This is a genomic window from Sediminibacterium sp. FW305-C-61, assembly GCF_058231065.1.
In genome coordinates, this window is sequence record NZ_JBIQXR010000004.1 from 303044 (window position 1) to 322084 (window position 19041).

Below are 19041 nucleotides of genomic sequence, written 5' to 3' on the forward strand. Positions count from 1 at the left end.
ACATCAAATAATGTTTACCTCTCTTTCCAGTCTTACCCCAAACTTTTTGAATACCGATTCCATAATTTCTGTGGAGAGTAGAAAAATATCGGCACCTGTTGCATTGCCATAATTCACCAAAACTAGTGCCTGCTGACTATGACAACCTGCATCACCTTTTCTGTATCCCTTCCATCCACATTGCTCTATTAACCAGCCTGCGGCTAGTTTTATTCTTGAATCATTCACCGGATAACCAACTATATCTGGAAATGATTCCTGAAGCTTTTTAAATAGTTGCTGTGATATGGTAGGGTTCTTAAAAAAGCTACCAGCATTACCCGTTATTGTGGGATCCGGCAGTTTCGACTGCCTGATATTAACTACCGCTTTCGCAATGGCCGAAATACTCAATTCCTGTACCCCCATCTTTTCAAGTTCCTCCGTTATGGCACCATAAGCGGTTTGGTATACCGGTTTTTTATTAAGCCGGTAGGTAACACTTGTAATAATAAACCTGTTCCTGTATTTTTCTTTGAACACACTTTCCCGGTAGCCAAAACCACAGTCTTTCAGGTAAAAGGTTTCCCTGTGTTTTTCGTTGATATGCCAGGCTTCTAATGAATGGAACACATCTTTCAATTCAACCCCATAGGCGCCAATATTCTGCATTGGAGATGCCCCTACACTGCCTGGAATAAGGCTTAGGTTCTCTACTCCCGCATAACCCTGTTCTATACAGTAACAAACAAACTGGTGCCAGTTTTCGCCAGCCTGTGCCCTTATATAATAATGATCTGCATCTTCATTCACCAATTCAATACCCTTCAAAGCATTTTGTAGTACCAATCCATCTACATCCCTTGTAAATAAAATATTACTTCCTCCTCCCAATATATGCATGGGCATATAAGGCAGATGCTGGTATTGTTCCAGTAATTCCTGCATCATTTCGTGAGATTGAAAAGAGGCATAGAACCTGGCCCGTACATCTATATGAAAGCTGTTCAGCGATTTTAGTGAATAGTCTGGTAGGAAGGGGGTATTTTGATACATAGCAGCTCTGTAGCATTAAAGTGGGTCAACATTTACTATAATTCTCACAGAACTGTATCGTTTGTTCGAATGTAAAATGGCAGTTTGTTGTAAAATCATTTGTTTGCACTGTCCGATCCTTAGCATGTCTTTAGGCAATTTAATCAATAACTCCCAAAGATATTGGTTTCTTATCCTGTCAACCACAGGTTGTGCCGGACCGCTGATTTCTTTTGGGAAATGGGTTGAAAGAGCTGACATCATGATATTGGCAGCTTCTTCTGCGATATGTTTTTCCTTGTGTTTAAAGACCAATTGAATGATTCTGGTAAAAGGAGGATAGTGAAATTCTTTTCTGTTAGACATCTCATATTGGTACAAAGCCCCATAATCGTGGTTTTGTACAAAACCTAATACAGGATGTCGGGTATTGCTTACTTGTATCAGCACTTTACCCTGGTCATCTTTTCTTCCGGCTCTTCCGCTTACCTGCTCCATTAATTGGAATGCTTTTTCATTAACCCTGAAGTCGGTAAATCCCAGAATTCCATCTGCGTCTATTATTCCTACCAGGTTCACATGTTCAAAATCAAGTCCTTTTACCACCATTTGGGTTCCTACCAATATATCGAGCCTTTTTTGTTCAAATAGTTTAATCAAGGCATCGTGTTCGTTTTTTCCGCGAACACTATCATGATCCATTCGGGCTACCCTGGCATCCGGAAATTGTTCATTCAGTAATTCTTCGATCTGTTCAGTTCCAAAATTCTTCTGGGTAAAATCATGACTGCCACAAGCAGCACAGGTATGTATTACGGGGTATTGGGTGCCGCAATAATGACAAGTAAGTTTGTTTTTAAACTTGTGATAAGTCAGGGTTACATCACAATATTCGCATTGCGGTATCCAGCCGCATGTGTTACAAATCTGGTATGGGGCGTACCCTCTTCGGTTTTGAAAGAGAATTACCTGTTTTTGCTGTTTCAGTGATTGATCAATGGCTTCAAGAAGGGGCGGGGTAAAAGCAATTTTACCTTTTTGCTGGAATTTTTTTATGTCAACCAATTCAATGGAAGGAATCCTTGCTTCACCATACCTTTCGGCTAAATGAACAAGCCCGTATTTTCCCTGCTCACAGTTGAAATAGCTCTCAACAGAGGGAGTTGCACTGCCCAATAATACTTTTGCTTTAAACTGGCTGGCATAATATATAGCCGCATCCCTTGCATGGTATCGGGGTGCAGGATCCTGTTGCTTGTAAGAATTATCGTGCTCTTCATCAGCAATGATCAGTGAAAGATCTTTAAAGGGAAGGAAGAGGGCAGACCTTGCTCCCAGGATGATTTTTATTTCTCCTTTTTTTACTTTGTTCCATATTTCCACCCTTTCATTCGCATTGAATTTGGAATGATAGATGGCAATATTACTTCCAAAATATTCCTGTAATCTTCTGATGATCTGGGCGGTCAGCGCAATTTCGGGAAGCATATATAAAACCTGTCTGCCAAGCTCTAGCTGTTCCTGAATGAGCTGTGTATAAATTTGCGTTTTACCACTTGCTGTTACACCATGTAAGAGGCAAACCTGTTTTGTTTCAAAACTGCTTTTAATTTCATTTAATGCATTCGTCTGTGCTTCAGATAAAGTGAAATTGATCTTAGAATGTTCTCCTTTAAAATAAATACGATCAGTACTTCTTTTTTCAGCAATCAATATTCCTTTTTCAATCAATCCTTTAAGTTGTGCAGCACTTGCATTCGCTTTCTTTAATAATTCGGATTGAATTACTTCGCCTTCTGTTTTCAGCAGATGGATATAGGAGAGAAGTAATTCCATTTGTTTGGGTGCACGGCTCCAGTTGTTTAATAAATCCGAGAGAGCGTCTTCATTACGATAAGAAGCTGCCAGTTCAATGAATACCTGCTTTTTTTCAGCGTATTTTTCTTTCAATTCTTCCCAGACATAACAAACTTCTTTTTCAATTAGTTTTTTAATAACAGGATAAACATGGGTAACATCCAATAGCTTTTGAACTTCGCTTATCCGAAGTTCTTTTTTTATTTCCAGCGCTTCGGCAACCATGTATTCATGATCAGACAGATCGCTGAAATTCATTGATCTGTCTTCGTTCCAAATTAAAATACTTTCGCTGGATAGTTTCAGGTTGGCCGGTAATGCAGCCTGCATTACTTCACCTTCACTACACATATAGTATTGAGCCATCCATTCCCAGAAATCCAACTGTTGGGAATGAAGTATAGGTTCCTGATCCAGGATGTTGATGATATCCCTGGGTTTAAATGCTGCGGGTTGTTCTGTAAACAGTTTTTTAATAATACCTGCGTATTTTTTTCTGCCACCCAGCATTACTTCAACCCTGATTCCTGGCTGCACAGATTGCCTGAACTGTTCGGGAATAGACCAGGTATAATTTTTAGGCAAGGCAAGAGGTATAATAATTTCTGCGAACAAAAGAAGCTGTTTAGGTCAAAAATAAGGCTTAAGCAATGGAATATTGGCGATAGCGTCTCAGTCCTTCATCCATAATCGCGTAAACCCTTTCTTTTAGGGTAGAAATGTCTTTCATGGTTAATCCGGTTACGGGTATCTCATCGAGGTAAATAACACGGTTTTTGCCAGGCGTAAGTGAAAATATGCTGTTGTAGTGAAGTCGCTCAAGTGTATCGACCAGTAAAACTGGTTTAATGGGTGTTTCGGTTTCAATGGCAATTCTAAAAGCGCCATCAAAAAAATCTTTCAGTGGGGCCGTACTCATATTGAAAGTTCCTTCCGGGAAAATAAAAATGGAGATGCCCTGTTTTAGTGCAGATTTTAAGGCACGTACACTTTTTGCCCTTGTTTCTGCATTTTTTCTGTCGACCAGCACAACGGCGGCTCTATAAATCCATCCAAAAACCGGAATTTTTACCATCTCATATTTACCGAGTATTCGAATGGGTTTATGGGCAATAAGTACGAGTGGTGGGATATCCATATAAGAACAATGATTAGCCACAAAAATGTATTGCCTGTTATAATCATGAGGTGTTTCGAAAATTTCCTGGTGTCTGATGCCTATGAGGAGGTACCAGGTTTTTGCCCAGATCATACATAATGCATAAATAATATTTCCTCCTTTGATTTTTCCAAAAGCCAATGCCATGAGTACAAATGGGAAGACTAAAAGCATGATCAGTACAAAGAGTAAAAAGGCATAGGCACAATAAATGAGTTGTATTATTTTCAGCAAGGGCTTCATAGCCCGAACTTAATAAAAAAAGCCGATCAGCCTTAGGCTGACCGACTTTGATTTTCTCATGTGTATCAATATCAAAACTTATAAACGGCTGCAAGTATGAAAGCTGCAGAATTTTTTGTTCCAGAGGCTGCGCTTCCTTTGAAGAAAACAGGCTGTTGGGAATGATCGTATCTGAATTCCGGGATAATGGTCAGGTTATCAGCCTTCAGGTTAGCAGATAAAGTTGTAGCCATAATTTTTCCACCCAAACCAATAGGGGTTAACTTACGGTCATCGAAATAATCCTGTCTGAGGGTTAATCCTACAGATGAAGTTGGGTCATAATTCAGGTATAGAGCATGGCTTTTCCAACTTGAAGTATTTCCTGCTGTAGAATAGGATTGTAAGCTACCATCGTAACTGATTCCCCATTTGTCTGCCAGGGCTCCCGTAACAACCAGGTTATACTGTGTAATGCCCGCTCCGCCCTGAAAGTTCAGGTAGGCTTTTACTTTGTCGTTAGAGGTTGCCGTGCTGAATTGAGCCAGGAAAAATTTATCGGCAGAAGTAGTGGTAGAATAGTCGGTTGGGTTGGCAATACCAACCATCATGGCGCTTTTGCCGCCCAGTGAAATGTCGGCTTTAATACCTGTATGAAAGAATGGTCCATAAGAGAAGCCATAAGACATGCTATAGTTTCTGTTACCACCTGCATCAACGAGTTCATAGCCCACATGTGTGGCCCATTTACCCATAGTGAATTTTACTTTGTCGGAAGCTGCATAAGTTATATACATCTGTTTGATAGCAGCCAGTGAGCCGGCGTCGTTGTAAGAAAATTCCTGTGCCCTTCTGCCAAAACCCAGGTCGGCAGTAGCGGTTACTTTGCCTATTGTGTGGTCTACCTTAAATGATGCCATACCAAGCTCAAAAGAGTTTTGTGAGTTGGTAAAACTGGTAAAATTGTTGGTTTTGCCGGGAGCATCGGAAAAACCGTACCGGTAATAGGCATCAACAGAGCCGGAAAATGTAGTAGTAGCTTTTTTAGTGGAGTCTGTTTGTGCATCAGCACAAATAAACGAGAAGAGCATACATGAAATGCTTGAAATTTTCTTTAACATTGCAAAAGGTTTTATGATTAACAAATAGGTACAGCCGGTAAACCTGGTCAGAGGTTTATCATATGGCTGTACCTTATTTTTTTAATAAGAAATAGGAAATAAGGAATAAGAAATAAGGAATATGAAATGAGGAATGATTTTTTTAGAAGGTCAGTTCTATGGGAGTTTAATCCCTTTCTTATTCCCCTTCGACAAGCTCAGGACAAGCTTTATTTCATATTTCTTATTTCCAATTTTCTATCCTGCAATCACACTTTCTTTTATTTCACCATTGTTTTCTACCAGAAGCGTTCCCTGAACATATTTTTCGTTATGCTGGGTAGCATCCAATCCTAATAACTCTTCTTCAGAGCTAACGCGAAGTGGCAGGATGAAATTGATGAATTTAAAAATGCCGAATGATACTACGAAGCTGTAAGCAACCACAATACCAAGCGCTTTTAATTGTGTGAAGAAGAATGCGGCATTACCGTAGAAAAGTCCATCAGCGCCGGCGCCATTTACTGTTTTGGTAGCGAAAATACCTGTAAGTAACATACCTACAATACCGCCGATACCATGACAAGGGAATACATCCAGTGTATCATCTAATTTAGATTTTGATTTGTAGTATACGGCGATATTTGAAACAATTGCTGCAATTACGCCCACGAAAATGGACTGAGGGATTGCTACGAAACCAGCAGCAGGAGTGATGGCTACTAGTCCTACAACCGCACCAATACAAAATCCAAGTACGGAAGGTTTTTTTCCTCTTAATACATCAAAGAACATCCATGAAAGACCTGCAGCGGCTGCGGCAGTATTGGTTGTAGCGAAAGCTGAAACGGCTAGTGGACCAGCACCTAATGCTGAACCCGCGTTAAAGCCAAACCAACCGAACCATAATAAGCCAGTTCCGATTAATACATAGGGGATATTAGCAGGTGGAATTTCTTTTTGTTCAACATGTGCTTGTCTGCGTTTAAGTACCAGTGCACCTGCAAGTGCGGCACAACCGGCAGAAATATGTACCACAGTACCACCGGCAAAATCAAGCGCACCCATTTTAAACAGGAACCCTTCCGGATGCCAGGTCCAGTGTGCTATTGGTGCGTATACAAGCAGACTGAAAAGTGCGATAAAAAGAATATAGGAAGTGAATTTGATCCTTTCTGCTACGGCGCCTACTACCAGACCTGGTGTAATAATGGCAAACATGAGCTGAAACAATGCAAATAAGGTAATTGGAATGCTTGGTGCAAGACTCCAGGGAGCGCCAGAATTCATGCCTTTGAAAAACATGTGTGTGGTAGGGTCGCCAATGAATCCGCCGATTGAATCGCCGAAGCAAAGACTATAACCAACAAAAACCCAAAGTATACTTACTACTCCTGTAGCAACCACACTTTTAATCATGGTAGAAATAACATTCTTTCTGTGCACCATACCGCCGTAGAAGAAGGCGAGACCCGGTGTCATCAGAAATACAAGTGCGGTTGCAACCAGGATCCAGGTAATATCAGCAGGATTATAAGCGCCTGCTTCATCTTTAAAATCTGGTAGGGAGGGAACGAATAGTGCCGCAATGGCTACTGCAACCAGTGCAACAAATGGTGCAGCCTGCTGGAATGTCAATTTTTTCATGCGAGGGTTAATTAATGTTAGAAATAATTGATATAAATAATTTCAATTCAATATTACTAAATTATTTTATCATTTTCTTATCATTTATTAACATTTATTATTTTTTTATTTGTTATTATTTAATTAGGAATCTGTCTTGTTATTTGATGTAAAATGTTGATAATCAAATAAAAAAGCCGATTTCTAAATTGAAATCGGCTTTTGAAAATAATAAATTATAAAATATTACATATTTAGTAAATAGCTTTGATCCTTCGATTCTAATACAGAATCGCCCATTAAATACTGATCTACCCTTCTGGCGCATTCTCTCCCTTCGCTAATAGCCCAAACTACCAGTGATTGTCCGCGCCTCATATCACCAGCGGTAAATACCTTAGGTATATTCGTTTGGAACTGCTTTTCATCTGCCCGAACATTTCCTCTTTCATCTAAAGCAACACCCAGCTCTGTAATCAGTCCATCATGTTGTGGATGCAAAAATCCCATTGCCAGCAAAGCCAGTTCACAAGGAATTTCTCTTTCAGATCCCGTTATCTCCGCAAAACCTGCCGGCTTTTCTGATGTGGAAGCTGTCCATTGAAGGTCCACAATCTGTAATGCCCTTAATTGCCCCGATGCATCGCCCAAAAATGCTTTTGTGGCAACAGCCCATTCTCTGTTTGCGCCTTCTTCATGCGATGAAGTGGTTTTGAGGGTCATTGGGTAAGTGGGCCAGGGCATTTGGGTAGTTCTTTGTTCTGGTGGCTTGGGTAATAATTCAAGCTGTGTTACAGAATATGCGCCTTGTCTGTTCGATGTACCTACACAATCGCTTCCTGTATCTCCACCACCAATCACCACCACATTTTTTGCAGTAGCAAATATGTCTTCACCAGTTACTGCTTCATTAGACACTCGCTGGTTTTGTTGTTTCAGGAAATCCATGGCAAAATGTACACCCTTCAATTCTCGTCCCGGTATATTTAAGTTGCGGGGAATAGTGGATCCTCCAGTTAATACAATTGCCTGAAATTCACGTAACAAATCATTGATACCAATATTTACCCCAACATTTGAATTGCACCTGAATTGTACCCCTTCCTGTTCCATTAAAGCAACCCTTCTTTCAACCACCCATTTTTCTAATTTGAAATCAGGAATGCCATACCTTAAAAGTCCACCCGGATAAGCATCTCTCTCAAATACCGTAACCTGATGTCCTGCATAGTTTAATTGAGCGGCGGCGGCAAGTCCTGCAGGACCAGAACCCACCACTGCAATTTTTTTACCGGTGCGTAGGTTAGGTATGCGCGGTTTTACAAAGCCTTTATCAAAGGCGATTTCAATAATATGCTTTTCAATTTCTTCAATAGTTACCGGAGGTTGATTGATGCCAAGTACACAGGCACTTTCACAGGGGGCTGGACAAATTCTTCCGGTGAACTCGGGAAAATTGTTCGTAGCGCTTAGTATTTCGTATGCTTCTTCCCAGTTCTGACGATAAACTGCGTCATTGAATTCAGGGATGATATTTCCCAGCGGACAACCACTGTGGCAAAAAGGTACGCCGCAATTCATGCATCGTGCCGCTTGCTGATTAAGGGATTGTTCTGGTAAGCGTTCTACAAATTCTTTATAGTCTTTAATGCGTTCCTCCGGTTTTCTTTTCCCGGGAAGCGTTCTCGTAAATTCTAAAAATCCTGTTGGTTTACCCATGTTCTTCTGTTTTTGTATTGCAGCCAGTTTTTTGTTAAGGAGGGGGGGAGTCTATAGACTATGGACTATGGACTATGGACTCATCACTACCTGCTCTTTCTGAATCAACACCTTCTTATAATCACTCGGGAATACTTTAATGAAATGTTTTTGCTGGTTGTCGAAATCATCAAGTATGAATTTGGCGACGGTGCTGTTGGTATATTTATAATGTTTGGCGATCATTTCCTGAAGGAAGCTTGCGTCTGATGAATCGAGTGGGTCGAGTTCTACCATTTCGCAATTGCATTTTTCTTCAAAACTTCCGGAAGCATTGTATACATAGGCAATTCCTCCACTCATACCTGCTGCAAAGTTTCTTCCGGTATCACCGAGGATAATGGCTCTGCCACCTGTCATGTATTCGCAGCCATGATCTCCAACACCTTCTACAACCACATTTGCGCCGGAATTTCTTACGGCAAATCTTTCACCTGCCTTGCCTCTGATATAGGCTTCACCAGCGGTAGCACCATAGAGGGCCACATTTCCGATGATGATATTTTCTTCCGGAACAAAACTGGCCTGCTTATCCGGATATACGATGAGCTTTGCACCACTGAGTCCTTTACCAAAATAATCATTTGCATCACCTTCCAGTTCAAGGGTTACGCCTTTGGTATTGAATGCGCCAAAGCTTTGTCCGGCAGTACCATTGAAATTAAAATGAATGGTGTCTTCCGGTAAACCTGCAGCCCTGTAGCGTTTGGTGATTTCATTTGATAGGATAGTGCCTGCTGTTCTATCCGTATTTTTTATAGAAAAGGATGCATGGGTTCGCGTAGCATTCTCCAGTGAAGCTGCTGCTGCTTTCAATAGCTTCCAGTCGAGTACATCGCTCAACCCATGATCCTGTTCTTCCTGTTTAAATAAGCCTGTATAAAGTGATTCAGGTTCTTTAAAGAGAACAGATGATAAATCGAGTTTGGAATATTTCCAGTGGTTGATATTATCGCGCATTTCAAGTGAGTCAACTTGCCCTACCATTTCATGTATCGTGCGATAACCTAATTCAGCCATGATTTCCCTTAGCTCCTGTGTAATAAAGCGGAAGAAGTTGACTATATGGTCCGGATCGCCTGTAAAACGTTTTCTCAATTCCGGATCCTGGGTTGCAACGCCAACCGGACAAGTATTCATGTGGCATTTACGCATCATGATACATCCTTCAACAATTAGTGCGGCCGTTGCTACGCCCCATTCTTCGGCACCAAGTAGTGTTGCTATTGCAATATCCCTACCCGTTTTCATTTGACCATCTGCCTGCACTACAATTCTGCTTCTCAGTTTGTTTTTAACCAGTGTCTGATGCGTTTCTGCAAGCCCTAGTTCCCATGGCAATCCAGCATGTTTAATAGAACTGATCGGAGATGCGCCAGTGCCTCCATCATGTCCTGATATCAATACAACATCGGCTTTGGCTTTCGCCACACCTGCTGCGATTGTTCCAACACCTGCTTTCGATACCAGTTTAACATTGATACGAGCGGCGCGATTGGCATTCTTAAGATCGAATATTAATTGTGCTAAATCTTCAATGGAATAAATATCGTGATGGGGTGGAGGTGAAATTAATCCAACACCAGGAGTCGCATGTCTTGTTTTACCGATCCAATCGTCTACTTTATGTCCGGGTAGTTGCCCGCCTTCACCAGGCTTTGCCCCCTGTGCCATTTTTATTTGTAACTCATCTGCTTCAGTAAGGTATAAGCTTGTTACCCCAAATCTCGCTGATGCAACCTGCTTAATGGATGAACGCATTGAGTCGCCGTTGGCCAAAGGTGTGTACCTGATTTCATCTTCACCACCTTCGCCTGTATTGCTTTTTCCACCCAGTCGGTTCATAGCGATTGCCAATGTGGTATGGGCTTCCCAGGAGATGGAGCCGAACGACATAGCGCCAGTTGCAAATCTTTTATAAATAGACTCTGCGGGTTCTACTTCATCAATGGAAATGGATGGACGATTTCTTTTAAATTGAAATAAGCTGCGCAATGTGCATGCTTTTTCAGATTGATCATTGATGAGTTTTGAATATTTTTTGAAAACGCTGTAGTCGTTTGTTTTAGTAGCGTTTTGTAAGAGATGGATGGTCTGCGGATTGAATAAATGAAATTCTCCTTTTCTTTTCCATTGGTAAATACCACCAACAGGCAAACGATCTATCGGTATATCTTTTTTGCCAAACGCGAAATAATGTTTTGCGAGTGTTTCTTTTGCTATTTCATCAAGTCCCATTCCTTCAATCCTCGAAGTAGCGCCAGTGAAATAAGTGTCTACTACTTTTTTATTCAAACCGATGATTTCAAAAATCTGCGCGCCCTGGTATGATTGTAAAGTAGAAATACCCATTTTGGAAAACACTTTCAACAATCCTTCATTTACCGCTTTGATATAATTTTTCTTCAGGTAATCTACATCGAGTGTTGTTTGTAATTTTTCAGTGAGCTTCATATCACGTATGGATGACAAAGCCAGGTATGGGTTTATGGCTGTTGCGCCAAATGCAATAAGGCAAGCGAAATGATGCACTTCCCATACATCACCGGCTTCAACTATAATGCCAACCTGACCACGATACCCTTTTCTGATAAGGTGATGGTGTACTGCTGCGGTAGCAAGTAAAGAAGGCATAGGAGCGTGATCGGAATCAATAGCCCTGTCTGTTAAGATAATTACTTCAAAACCATCTTCCACAGCGTCAACTGCATAGCGGCAAAGCCTGTCCAGGCCAGCTTTAAGTGATCCCGGTTTTCCATCGGCGCGGAAATAGGTTTGCAGGGTTTTTGCCTGAAAAATTCCGGTATCTATACTCCTTATTTTTTCGAGTTCATGGTTATTGAGTACGGGTTGTTTTAATGCTACGCTATGACAGGCAAGTGGATCTTCAACAAGCAGGTTGCCGTTGCTTCCGGCGAATGTTGCCAGTGACATCACCATGCGTTCCCTGATTGGGTCGATAGGTGGGTTGGTAACCTGCGCAAATAATTGTTTAAAATAACTGCTGAGATGTTGAGGTTGATCGCTTAATACCGCCAATGGTGTATCGGTTCCCATTGATCCAATAGGTTCTTTGCCATCTAATGCCATTGGAGCTATAATGGTATCCAGGTCTTCCGTTGAATAGCCAAATGCTTTTTGGTATTTGAATACCTGGTCGTGTTCAAGATGGGTGAACATTACACGGGGCTCTGGTAATTCTTCGAGCCTGATTTTGTATTTGTTCAACCAATCTGCATAAGGTTTCTGAGCGCAGATCTGCTGCTTCAATTCTTCATCGCTGATGATGCGACCCTGTTCCATATCAACCACAAACATTTTACCTGGCTGTAGTCTTCCTTTTTCAATGATGATGGATGGATCAACAGGTAACACGCCGGTTTCAGAAGCCATAATTACACGATCGTCGTTTGTAACACAGTAGCGTGAAGGACGAAGGCCGTTACGATCCAGTGTGGCGCCAATTATTTTTCCATCCGTAAAAGAAATCGATGCAGGTCCATCCCAGGGCTCCATCATACAGGCATGGTATTCATAAAACGCTTTTTTGATGGGGTCCATCTGGTCATTGCTGTCCCATGCTTCGGGAATCAGCATCATCATTACATGCGGTAAGGATCTTCCTGTAAGGGTTAATAGTTCAATCATATTATCCAGACAGGCAGAATCTGATTGTCCTTGTGTAACAATCGGTAAAAGCATTTCCATTTCTTCCTTACTGAAATAAGGAGAAGTGAATCCTTTTTCGCTTGTTCTGAGCCAGTTTAGATTTCCCTGAAGCGTATTTATTTCTCCATTATGTGCGATGTATCTGAATGGTTGTGCCAGCTTCCAGGAAGGGAATGTGTTGGTGGCAAAACGGGAGTGTACAAGTCCAAATGCAGATACAACTCTTTTATCGCTCAGGTCAGGAAAATACCCTCTAACCTGTGTGCTGGTTAGTTGTCCTTTATATACGATTGTTTTGTAAGAAAGGGAGGCGAGGTAGAAACCGATTTCATCTTTCTTAACCGTGTTGTTAATGGTATGTGATGCGTAATTACGTAATACGAATAGTTTTCTTTCGAATTCATCTGGCTGTGTAATATGATCCGGGCAGGCGATAAATACCTGTTCCATTACCGGTTCAACAGAGAGTGCGGTTTTGCCTATATCAGTAGTGTTTACCGGTACTTTACGGTAGCAGAGAATTTCAAGTCCCAGCTTTTCTGCTGAACGGTTAAAAATGTCGCGGCATTCTTCGCGTAAGCGTAATTCTTTAGGAAAGAAAATGCTTCCAACTCCATACTTACCAAAAGAGGGAAGATGTATTCCTTGTTTAATACACTCATCGAAAAAGAATTCGTGTGGAATTTGAATCATGATACCTGCTCCGTCGCCTGTATTGCTCTCGCAACCGCATGCGCCGCGGTGTTCCATGTTCTCCAATACCGTGAGGGCATCGGTGATGTGTTGGTGTGATTTACTACCCTTAATATTTGCTACGAACCCAATGCCACATGCATCATGTTCAAAGCTTGGGTCATACAAACCCTGGCTGTTTTTTGAAACAAGCATTTGCAACCGAATTAAAGTTCAGGAAATAGCATGGCAGGCAATCGGTACTAAATTAATCAAAAAAATCAAGATTTTAAAATAAGTTGTTCAATCAATGTGGATATTGATTGATTTTTATTTAATCTTAATGTGGTTTTGTAGAATATTGTTTAAAACGGAAACTAACGTTTGTTTCTATTTTGATTCTACTGAAATATGGGGTGCATCGTAAAATTGGCTGGAAGAATCCTAGTGCAGGTAAAGCGTAGGATAGAACACGGATTATCATGATTTTCAAGATTTATCATGATAGATCTTGAAAATCATGATAATCTGCGTTCTATTAATAGCAGGTTGTGTATTTACGGCAATCAAATATTTATTTAATCAGTTTCCCTGAAACAAGTAATAGTGGGCAGGAAATTTTAAATCTAATAAGACGTTTTTCGGGAAGATGCCGAAGACGGTACTACCAGTGCCTGTCATTGCTGCATAGAGTGCTCCTTGCTCCTGCAATTGTTTTTTGATGGCTCCAATTTCCGGATATGCTTTCATTACTGGTATTTCAAAATCGTTCGTCAGCTTGTCCTGCCAGGTTTCAATGGGTTGTTGAACGATAGTCTTGCAATTAAAAATAGCCTGATCAGGTTTTATCTGAGAGAATGCCCAGCCGGTTGGTACATGTATACCTGGGTTTACCAGCACAAATTGGTATTCAGAAAGGTCAAGTTCAATATTACTCAAGCGTTCTCCTCGTCCGGTAGCATAAGCCGGTTTATTGAGGATAAAAAAAGGGCAATCGCTGCCCAATTGCAAAGCATATTCAAGTAAACTGGATTCGGGTATTGCTAAGCCAAACTGTTTATTGAGCATCGACAGTGTAAACGCCCCGTCAGCACTACCACCGCCTAGTCCGGCTCCCATGGGAATTACTTTGTGCAAATGCATTTGAATAGGAGGCAAGGAGGGAAAATCTTTTTTTAAAAGATGGCATGCCTTGATGCAAAGATTATTATTTGTATCGCCTGAAATAGATAGTCCGGTTTGGGTAAACTTCAAAGTCTGCTCTTCACTACCATGTATTATTTCCAATGCATCCCGTAATCCGGCAACCGGATAAAAAACCGTCTCAAGGTCATGATACCCATCTTCCCGCTTGCGGATGATATTTAGTCCCAGGTTGATTTTAGCATTCGGAAAAGAAAGCATAGAGGGGGATTGGGGGATGGCAGATGGCAGATTTTGGATGGCTGATGGCTGATGTCTGATCTCGGATTTATTTTTTAATAAAAATACTAAGTCTATTTGGAAAGCAGTTTGTCCTAGAAGCTAGAAGCTAGAAGCTAGAAGCTAGAAGCTAGAAGCTACTTCCTCTTATTCATCTCATCCCTGATTGCAATTGCCCTTATATAATCTTCGTGTTCGAGTACATCATTCAGGAGGTTCTGAAGTTCTTCGAGACTCATATTTGAGAGGTCTTCTCTGTTGCTGGTATCGTCTTCAACACCTACGGCTTCGGCTTTTTGTTTTTTACCGCCATCTTCCATAAGAATACCTGCATTTTCAAGGATATGCTCATAGGTATAAATAGGGCATCCAAAACGTACAGCTAATGCCAATGCATCGCTGGTGCGGCTATCTATTTCAACGGTATCGTGTTCGGTGAAGCAAACCAGTTTTGAATAGAAAATGCCTTCCTGTAAATCGCTGATGATGATTTCCTGGAGTTCAACATTAAAGGCATTCATGAAATTCTTCATCAGGTCGTGGGTGAGGGGACGACTGGGTTGCATGTGTTCGAGTGCAACGGCAATTGCCTGGGCCTCAAAGCCACCAATAACAATGGGAAGTCTCCTCAAACCCTTTTTTTCGCCTAATACTACCGCATAGGAATGGGTTTGGGTGATACTGTGCGACAATGCTACTATTTCCAATTCTATCTTTCTCATAGACTACACGAAAATAAATCAAATTACCGTAACAATAACAGATTGGCGATTAGATGGGGTTTTGAACTGAATTGGAGGTCAGAACGGATTATCTGTCCTTAGTTTCTTGTCGAAGATAAATGTACCAAATGGGAGGAATGCTGCCAGGAATGCCCATGCCAGCATTTTGAATGGCCATTTTTTTTCTTCTTTCACCAGGTAAGCCAGACTGCAATAGGCAATAAAGAGTATGCCATGTGCCCATCCGGTATATTTTACAGCTTCAGGTATGCCGGCAAAATATTTAAGGGGCATGGCAATACCCATTAATACAAGCAGGGAAATTCCTTCTGCAATACCGATTTTTCGGAAGAGTGGGAGTGATGACGACATATTGCAAAGAAACGATAAAGATCGCTTGTGTGTATCGTTAACAGAATCTGTAATTTGCAGCATAAATAATCTTTATGCCTTTAGTAGACTTGTCAAGTATTACCCCGAAAGAAATAGTACCCGGTTATAGTGCCCGTTTTATTCATACGGAGAATATGACTTTCTCTTACCTCGATGTAAAAGCTGGTTCTGCGCTGAAAGAACATGCACATCCGCATGAGCAGGTTGCACATGTACTGGAAGGTAGGTTTCAGCTAACACTGGCCGGAGAGCCTATTGAGTTTGGTCCGGGTGAGGTTATCGTAATTCCTTCCAATGTGCCTCATTCAGGACTGGCTATTACAGATTGCGTATTGCTTGATGTTTTTCATCCGGTACGGGAAGATTACAGGGCCTTATAAATTTATTACTATGAACCTCGACTTAACTGGAAAAACAGCACTGGTATGTGGCGCATCGCAGGGACTGGGTGCTGCTGTTGCGCATGAGCTTGCTTTGCTGGGTGCCAATGTTTACCTGCTGGCAAGAAATGAAGCAAATTTGAAGGCTGTATTACACTCGCTCGATACTACACTGCAGCAACAACATGGTTATTTTGTAGCTGATAGCAATGAGCCTTCAAATGTTGCCACATTAGTGTATGATTTTTTGATCAAAGGGCATACAATCGATATACTTATTAATAACAGCGGGGGACCTGCATCGGGAGAATTGTTAAAAACGGAAGCCACGGCTATTGAAGACAGTTTTCGTTCGCATCTTATTACTGCACATACACTGGCGCAAGTAGTAGTGCCGGGGATGCGGGCTAAAGGATTTGGCAGAATCATCAATATTGTATCCACATCGGTGAAGCAACCGATTAATGGTTTGGGTATTTCAAATACCGTTCGTGCCGCTGTTGCTAACTGGGCAAAAACTTTGGCCAATGAAATTGGCATGTATGGCATTACAGTAAATAACGTTTTGCCGGGTTATACTAAAACAGACCGTCTCGATTATTTATTTGGTAAACAAGCCGCTAATGCAGCAACAACTATAGACGCAATTGTAGATAAAACGGTTGCAATGATTCCTGCTGGAAGACTGGGTGAACCGGAAGAATTTGCGGCAGCGGTTGCATTTCTTTGCTCGCCCGCAGCAGCATATATTAATGGGATTAATTTGCCGGTTGATGGTGGGCGAACGGGGAGTTTGTAAGTTGTTTTGATTTCAACTCATCGAGTATGATTAAATGAGATGGATTGGCGAAATGGCAAGTACTGTTTCGGCAATTTTTTTATGGGGTTGATAATCATGTAAATATGGAAATTGCGGTAATGGTTATTGATGGGTAATGTTTCGTAAATTTATTAGTTGTGTGTAAGCTTATTAACTGACACTTCGCGCCAATAAAAATTGCCTGTATGATATGGTTTTTAATCAAAGGACTTTTACTGCTTTTTGCCTTCTTCATTGCAACAGGGACAATTGGCAATCTCTTTGGTTGGTTATTCTTCAAGTTATCAAAAGTTTTAAACAATGAGAGGCTTCTTGTAGCCTCAACAATATTTCTCATAATATTTTCTATTGCTTGTTTTTCGTTAATGGGGCTATTTTATGCTTCGTTCACCTACGCTTTGACAACATACATGAAACTTTGGTTTGCAATCATTATTGTTTCAGTATTCATACTTTATATTTATATCCACACTGTCCGAGAGTACATGAAATTGAAGAGTGAATTACAATCTGATGAATTTAATTTTAATCTACGAAATAGCGAATATCATATACGAAACCATATTAACACAAAAACAATTTTATCAAGCGGACATTTTATAGTGCTTTCATATATTTTCTTTTTAATTTTAAACAGTCTTGCTGACAAATTTTCCTTTGGTTTTAACTCTTGGCTTTTATCACTCCTTAAATAATCAATATCATGTATGACATTTTAAAGGAAACTGCTGCGACAAAAAAGGAAATTGAAATACGGGGAAGATATTTAATGATGGCTTGTGATATTGAATATAGTCTTTTAAATATTATTATGTTTTGCAATCCAGATCCAGATAATCATGAACGAGTTGGACAGTTTAAGGAAATGAGAATGGCTGGAAAGATTAATAATGTCATAGCAGATTTAAAAAAACATAAACCCAATTATTATACGGAGTTTAAGACTGATTTAGATGGTTTGGAAGAATTTAGAATAGTACGAAATGACATGTCTCATTGTAAAGGAGATTTTCCATACGAGCCTGACCTCACAGTTTTTAGAATTGTATTCGTTGAAAAGGACGAAAAAGGAATTGAAGGAATAAAGTATCGAGAGTATACGGATGAGCATATAGCAAAAAGCATTGACAAATTTGCTTTGCTCAATGCAAGACTTTCAGCACTTTGGTTTAGACTAAGCAACGAATTTAATACAAGCGACCATCCTCTCGCTTATCCACCTAGTTTGACAACCTATATTAAAGACTAATTCCGAGAATGGCGAACGCATAACATTGCAATTGCGTATATGGCGGCTGGACGAATATTTTCTTGGCTTTCTTCACAAATAGGCTTTGGTTTCTGCAGACGAATAAAGCCGAACAGCCCAATAAACAATAAACTTCTGTATTTTTAATCTGCGGCGTCACCAGGCACATGGAACACAGAATGTCGCCACATCACCTATGCTTCAGCGTTGTTCGAAAAATAAATAGTATACAATGATTTCTAATGTTAATTCTCTCTACCCTTATAAAGGCGTACCATTAACGCCAGCGATAATTGAAGATTTAATAAAACAGTTGTTTACTGGACGATTAATTGGCAGACAGACCATAGTTGACGAAGTCGTAAGACATCACGAAAATCATGGAGGGTTGAAAGCAGATGTTCAGGATATAACATCCAGCGTAAAAAGGGCACTTACAAACTTGAAAGAACGAAACTTAGCAGAAAATCCATCAACAGGATACTGGAAAATAGGGGAGTTATCCATTATGGATAATTCACCATCTGATATTGTAGTACAACAAGACGAAATAATAAAGACGGCCCAACCAATCGCGGATAAGATAATTGGTAATGGTAGTAGTACAGTCTACCTATACTATTTGTCAATTTACCGACATACGGCTGAACAGAATAATGAAGCAAGTTGGTTTTGTAAAATTGGGAAGACAGATCGCGATCCTTTACAAAGAATCTTAACTCAGGCATCAACAGCACTACCTGAAAGGCCTCATATTGCATTGATAATTAGAACAGACTTGCCAACTCAATTAGAATCAGCTATCCATAGTATTCTTACACTTCGAGGAAAGAAAATCGACTCATCCCCCGGGTCGGAATGGTTTCTGACTTCGCCAGAAGAGGTTGAAACAATCTTTCTAAATATTATTGAAGACAATAATGTTCGATAAACTTAACCTAACAGCAGTTTTACAAAAGGCGGATGCCTGATTACCAA

14 protein-coding genes are annotated in these 19041 nt (G+C 40.6%); 4 read left to right on the forward strand and 10 right to left on the reverse strand.

Annotated features, from left to right (window positions below; all coding sequences use genetic code 11):
• Positions 1–3: 3 nt before the first annotated feature.
• The 10 genes from murB to ACH30E_RS12525 all read right to left on the reverse strand — a co-directional run bounded on the left by murB (position 4) and on the right by ACH30E_RS12525 (position 15656).
• Complete coding sequence (gene murB, locus ACH30E_RS12480; protein WP_490825080.1) at positions 4–1035, reverse strand: UDP-N-acetylmuramate dehydrogenase; 1032 nt, start codon at positions 1033–1035, stop codon at positions 4–6.
• A gap of 15 nt (positions 1036–1050) precedes the next feature.
• Complete coding sequence (gene priA / locus ACH30E_RS12485; RefSeq protein WP_490825081.1) at positions 1051–3486, reverse strand: replication restart helicase PriA; 2436 nt, start codon at positions 3484–3486, stop codon at positions 1051–1053.
• A gap of 28 nt (positions 3487–3514) precedes the next feature.
• The gene (locus tag ACH30E_RS12490; protein WP_490825082.1) at positions 3515–4273 is read right to left on the reverse strand and encodes a lysophospholipid acyltransferase family protein; all 759 of its coding nucleotides are present in this window, start codon (positions 4271–4273) and stop codon (positions 3515–3517) included.
• A 71-nt stretch (positions 4274–4344) separates the two neighbouring features.
• On the reverse strand, positions 4345–5373 hold the full coding sequence (locus ACH30E_RS12495; protein ID WP_294992685.1) for an outer membrane beta-barrel protein: 1029 nt from the start codon (positions 5371–5373) through the stop codon (positions 4345–4347).
• Positions 5374–5610: 237 nt separating this feature from the next.
• Complete coding sequence (locus ACH30E_RS12500) at positions 5611–6999, reverse strand: ammonium transporter (protein ID WP_294992683.1); 1389 nt, start codon at positions 6997–6999, stop codon at positions 5611–5613.
• Positions 7000–7224: 225 nt separating this feature from the next.
• Complete coding sequence (locus ACH30E_RS12505) at positions 7225–8697, reverse strand: glutamate synthase subunit beta (protein ID WP_490825083.1); 1473 nt, start codon at positions 8695–8697, stop codon at positions 7225–7227.
• A 72-nt stretch (positions 8698–8769) separates the two neighbouring features.
• A complete protein-coding gene (gene gltB / locus ACH30E_RS12510; RefSeq protein WP_490825084.1) occupies positions 8770–13293 on the reverse strand; it encodes a glutamate synthase large subunit in 4524 nt (1507 codons plus the stop codon).
• 366 nt (positions 13294–13659) lie between these two features.
• Positions 13660–14481 (reverse strand): 4-(cytidine 5'-diphospho)-2-C-methyl-D-erythritol kinase, encoded by an 822-nt coding sequence (ispE, locus tag ACH30E_RS12515; protein WP_490825085.1) that lies wholly within the window; start codon positions 14479–14481, stop codon positions 13660–13662.
• 155 nt (positions 14482–14636) lie between these two features.
• Positions 14637–15221 carry a bifunctional nuclease family protein gene (locus tag ACH30E_RS12520; protein ID WP_294992348.1) on the reverse strand — a complete coding sequence of 195 codons (585 nt, stop codon included), beginning with the start codon at positions 15219–15221 and terminating at the stop codon, positions 14637–14639.
• Between the two features lie 78 nt (positions 15222–15299).
• The gene (locus ACH30E_RS12525; protein WP_490825086.1) at positions 15300–15656 is read right to left on the reverse strand and encodes a DUF3817 domain-containing protein; all 357 of its coding nucleotides are present in this window, start codon (positions 15654–15656) and stop codon (positions 15300–15302) included.
• A gap of 11 nt (positions 15657–15667) precedes the next feature.
• Between ACH30E_RS12525 and ACH30E_RS12530 the strand changes: the two genes are divergently transcribed.
• The 4 genes from ACH30E_RS12530 to ACH30E_RS12545 all read left to right on the forward strand — a co-directional run bounded on the left by ACH30E_RS12530 (position 15668) and on the right by ACH30E_RS12545 (position 18994).
• Positions 15668–15994 carry a cupin domain-containing protein gene (locus tag ACH30E_RS12530; RefSeq protein ID WP_294992340.1) on the forward strand — a complete coding sequence of 109 codons (327 nt, stop codon included), beginning with the start codon at positions 15668–15670 and terminating at the stop codon, positions 15992–15994.
• A gap of 10 nt (positions 15995–16004) precedes the next feature.
• Entirely contained in the window at positions 16005–16793 is a 789-nt protein-coding gene (locus ACH30E_RS12535; protein WP_294992337.1) for an SDR family oxidoreductase, read from the forward strand.
• 724 nt (positions 16794–17517) lie between these two features.
• A complete protein-coding gene (locus tag ACH30E_RS12540) occupies positions 17518–18063 on the forward strand; it encodes a hypothetical protein (RefSeq protein WP_490825087.1) in 546 nt (181 codons plus the stop codon).
• Between the two features lie 232 nt (positions 18064–18295).
• A complete protein-coding gene (locus ACH30E_RS12545; protein ID WP_490825088.1) occupies positions 18296–18994 on the forward strand; it encodes a GIY-YIG nuclease family protein in 699 nt (232 codons plus the stop codon).
• Positions 18995–19041 lie beyond the last annotated feature (47 nt).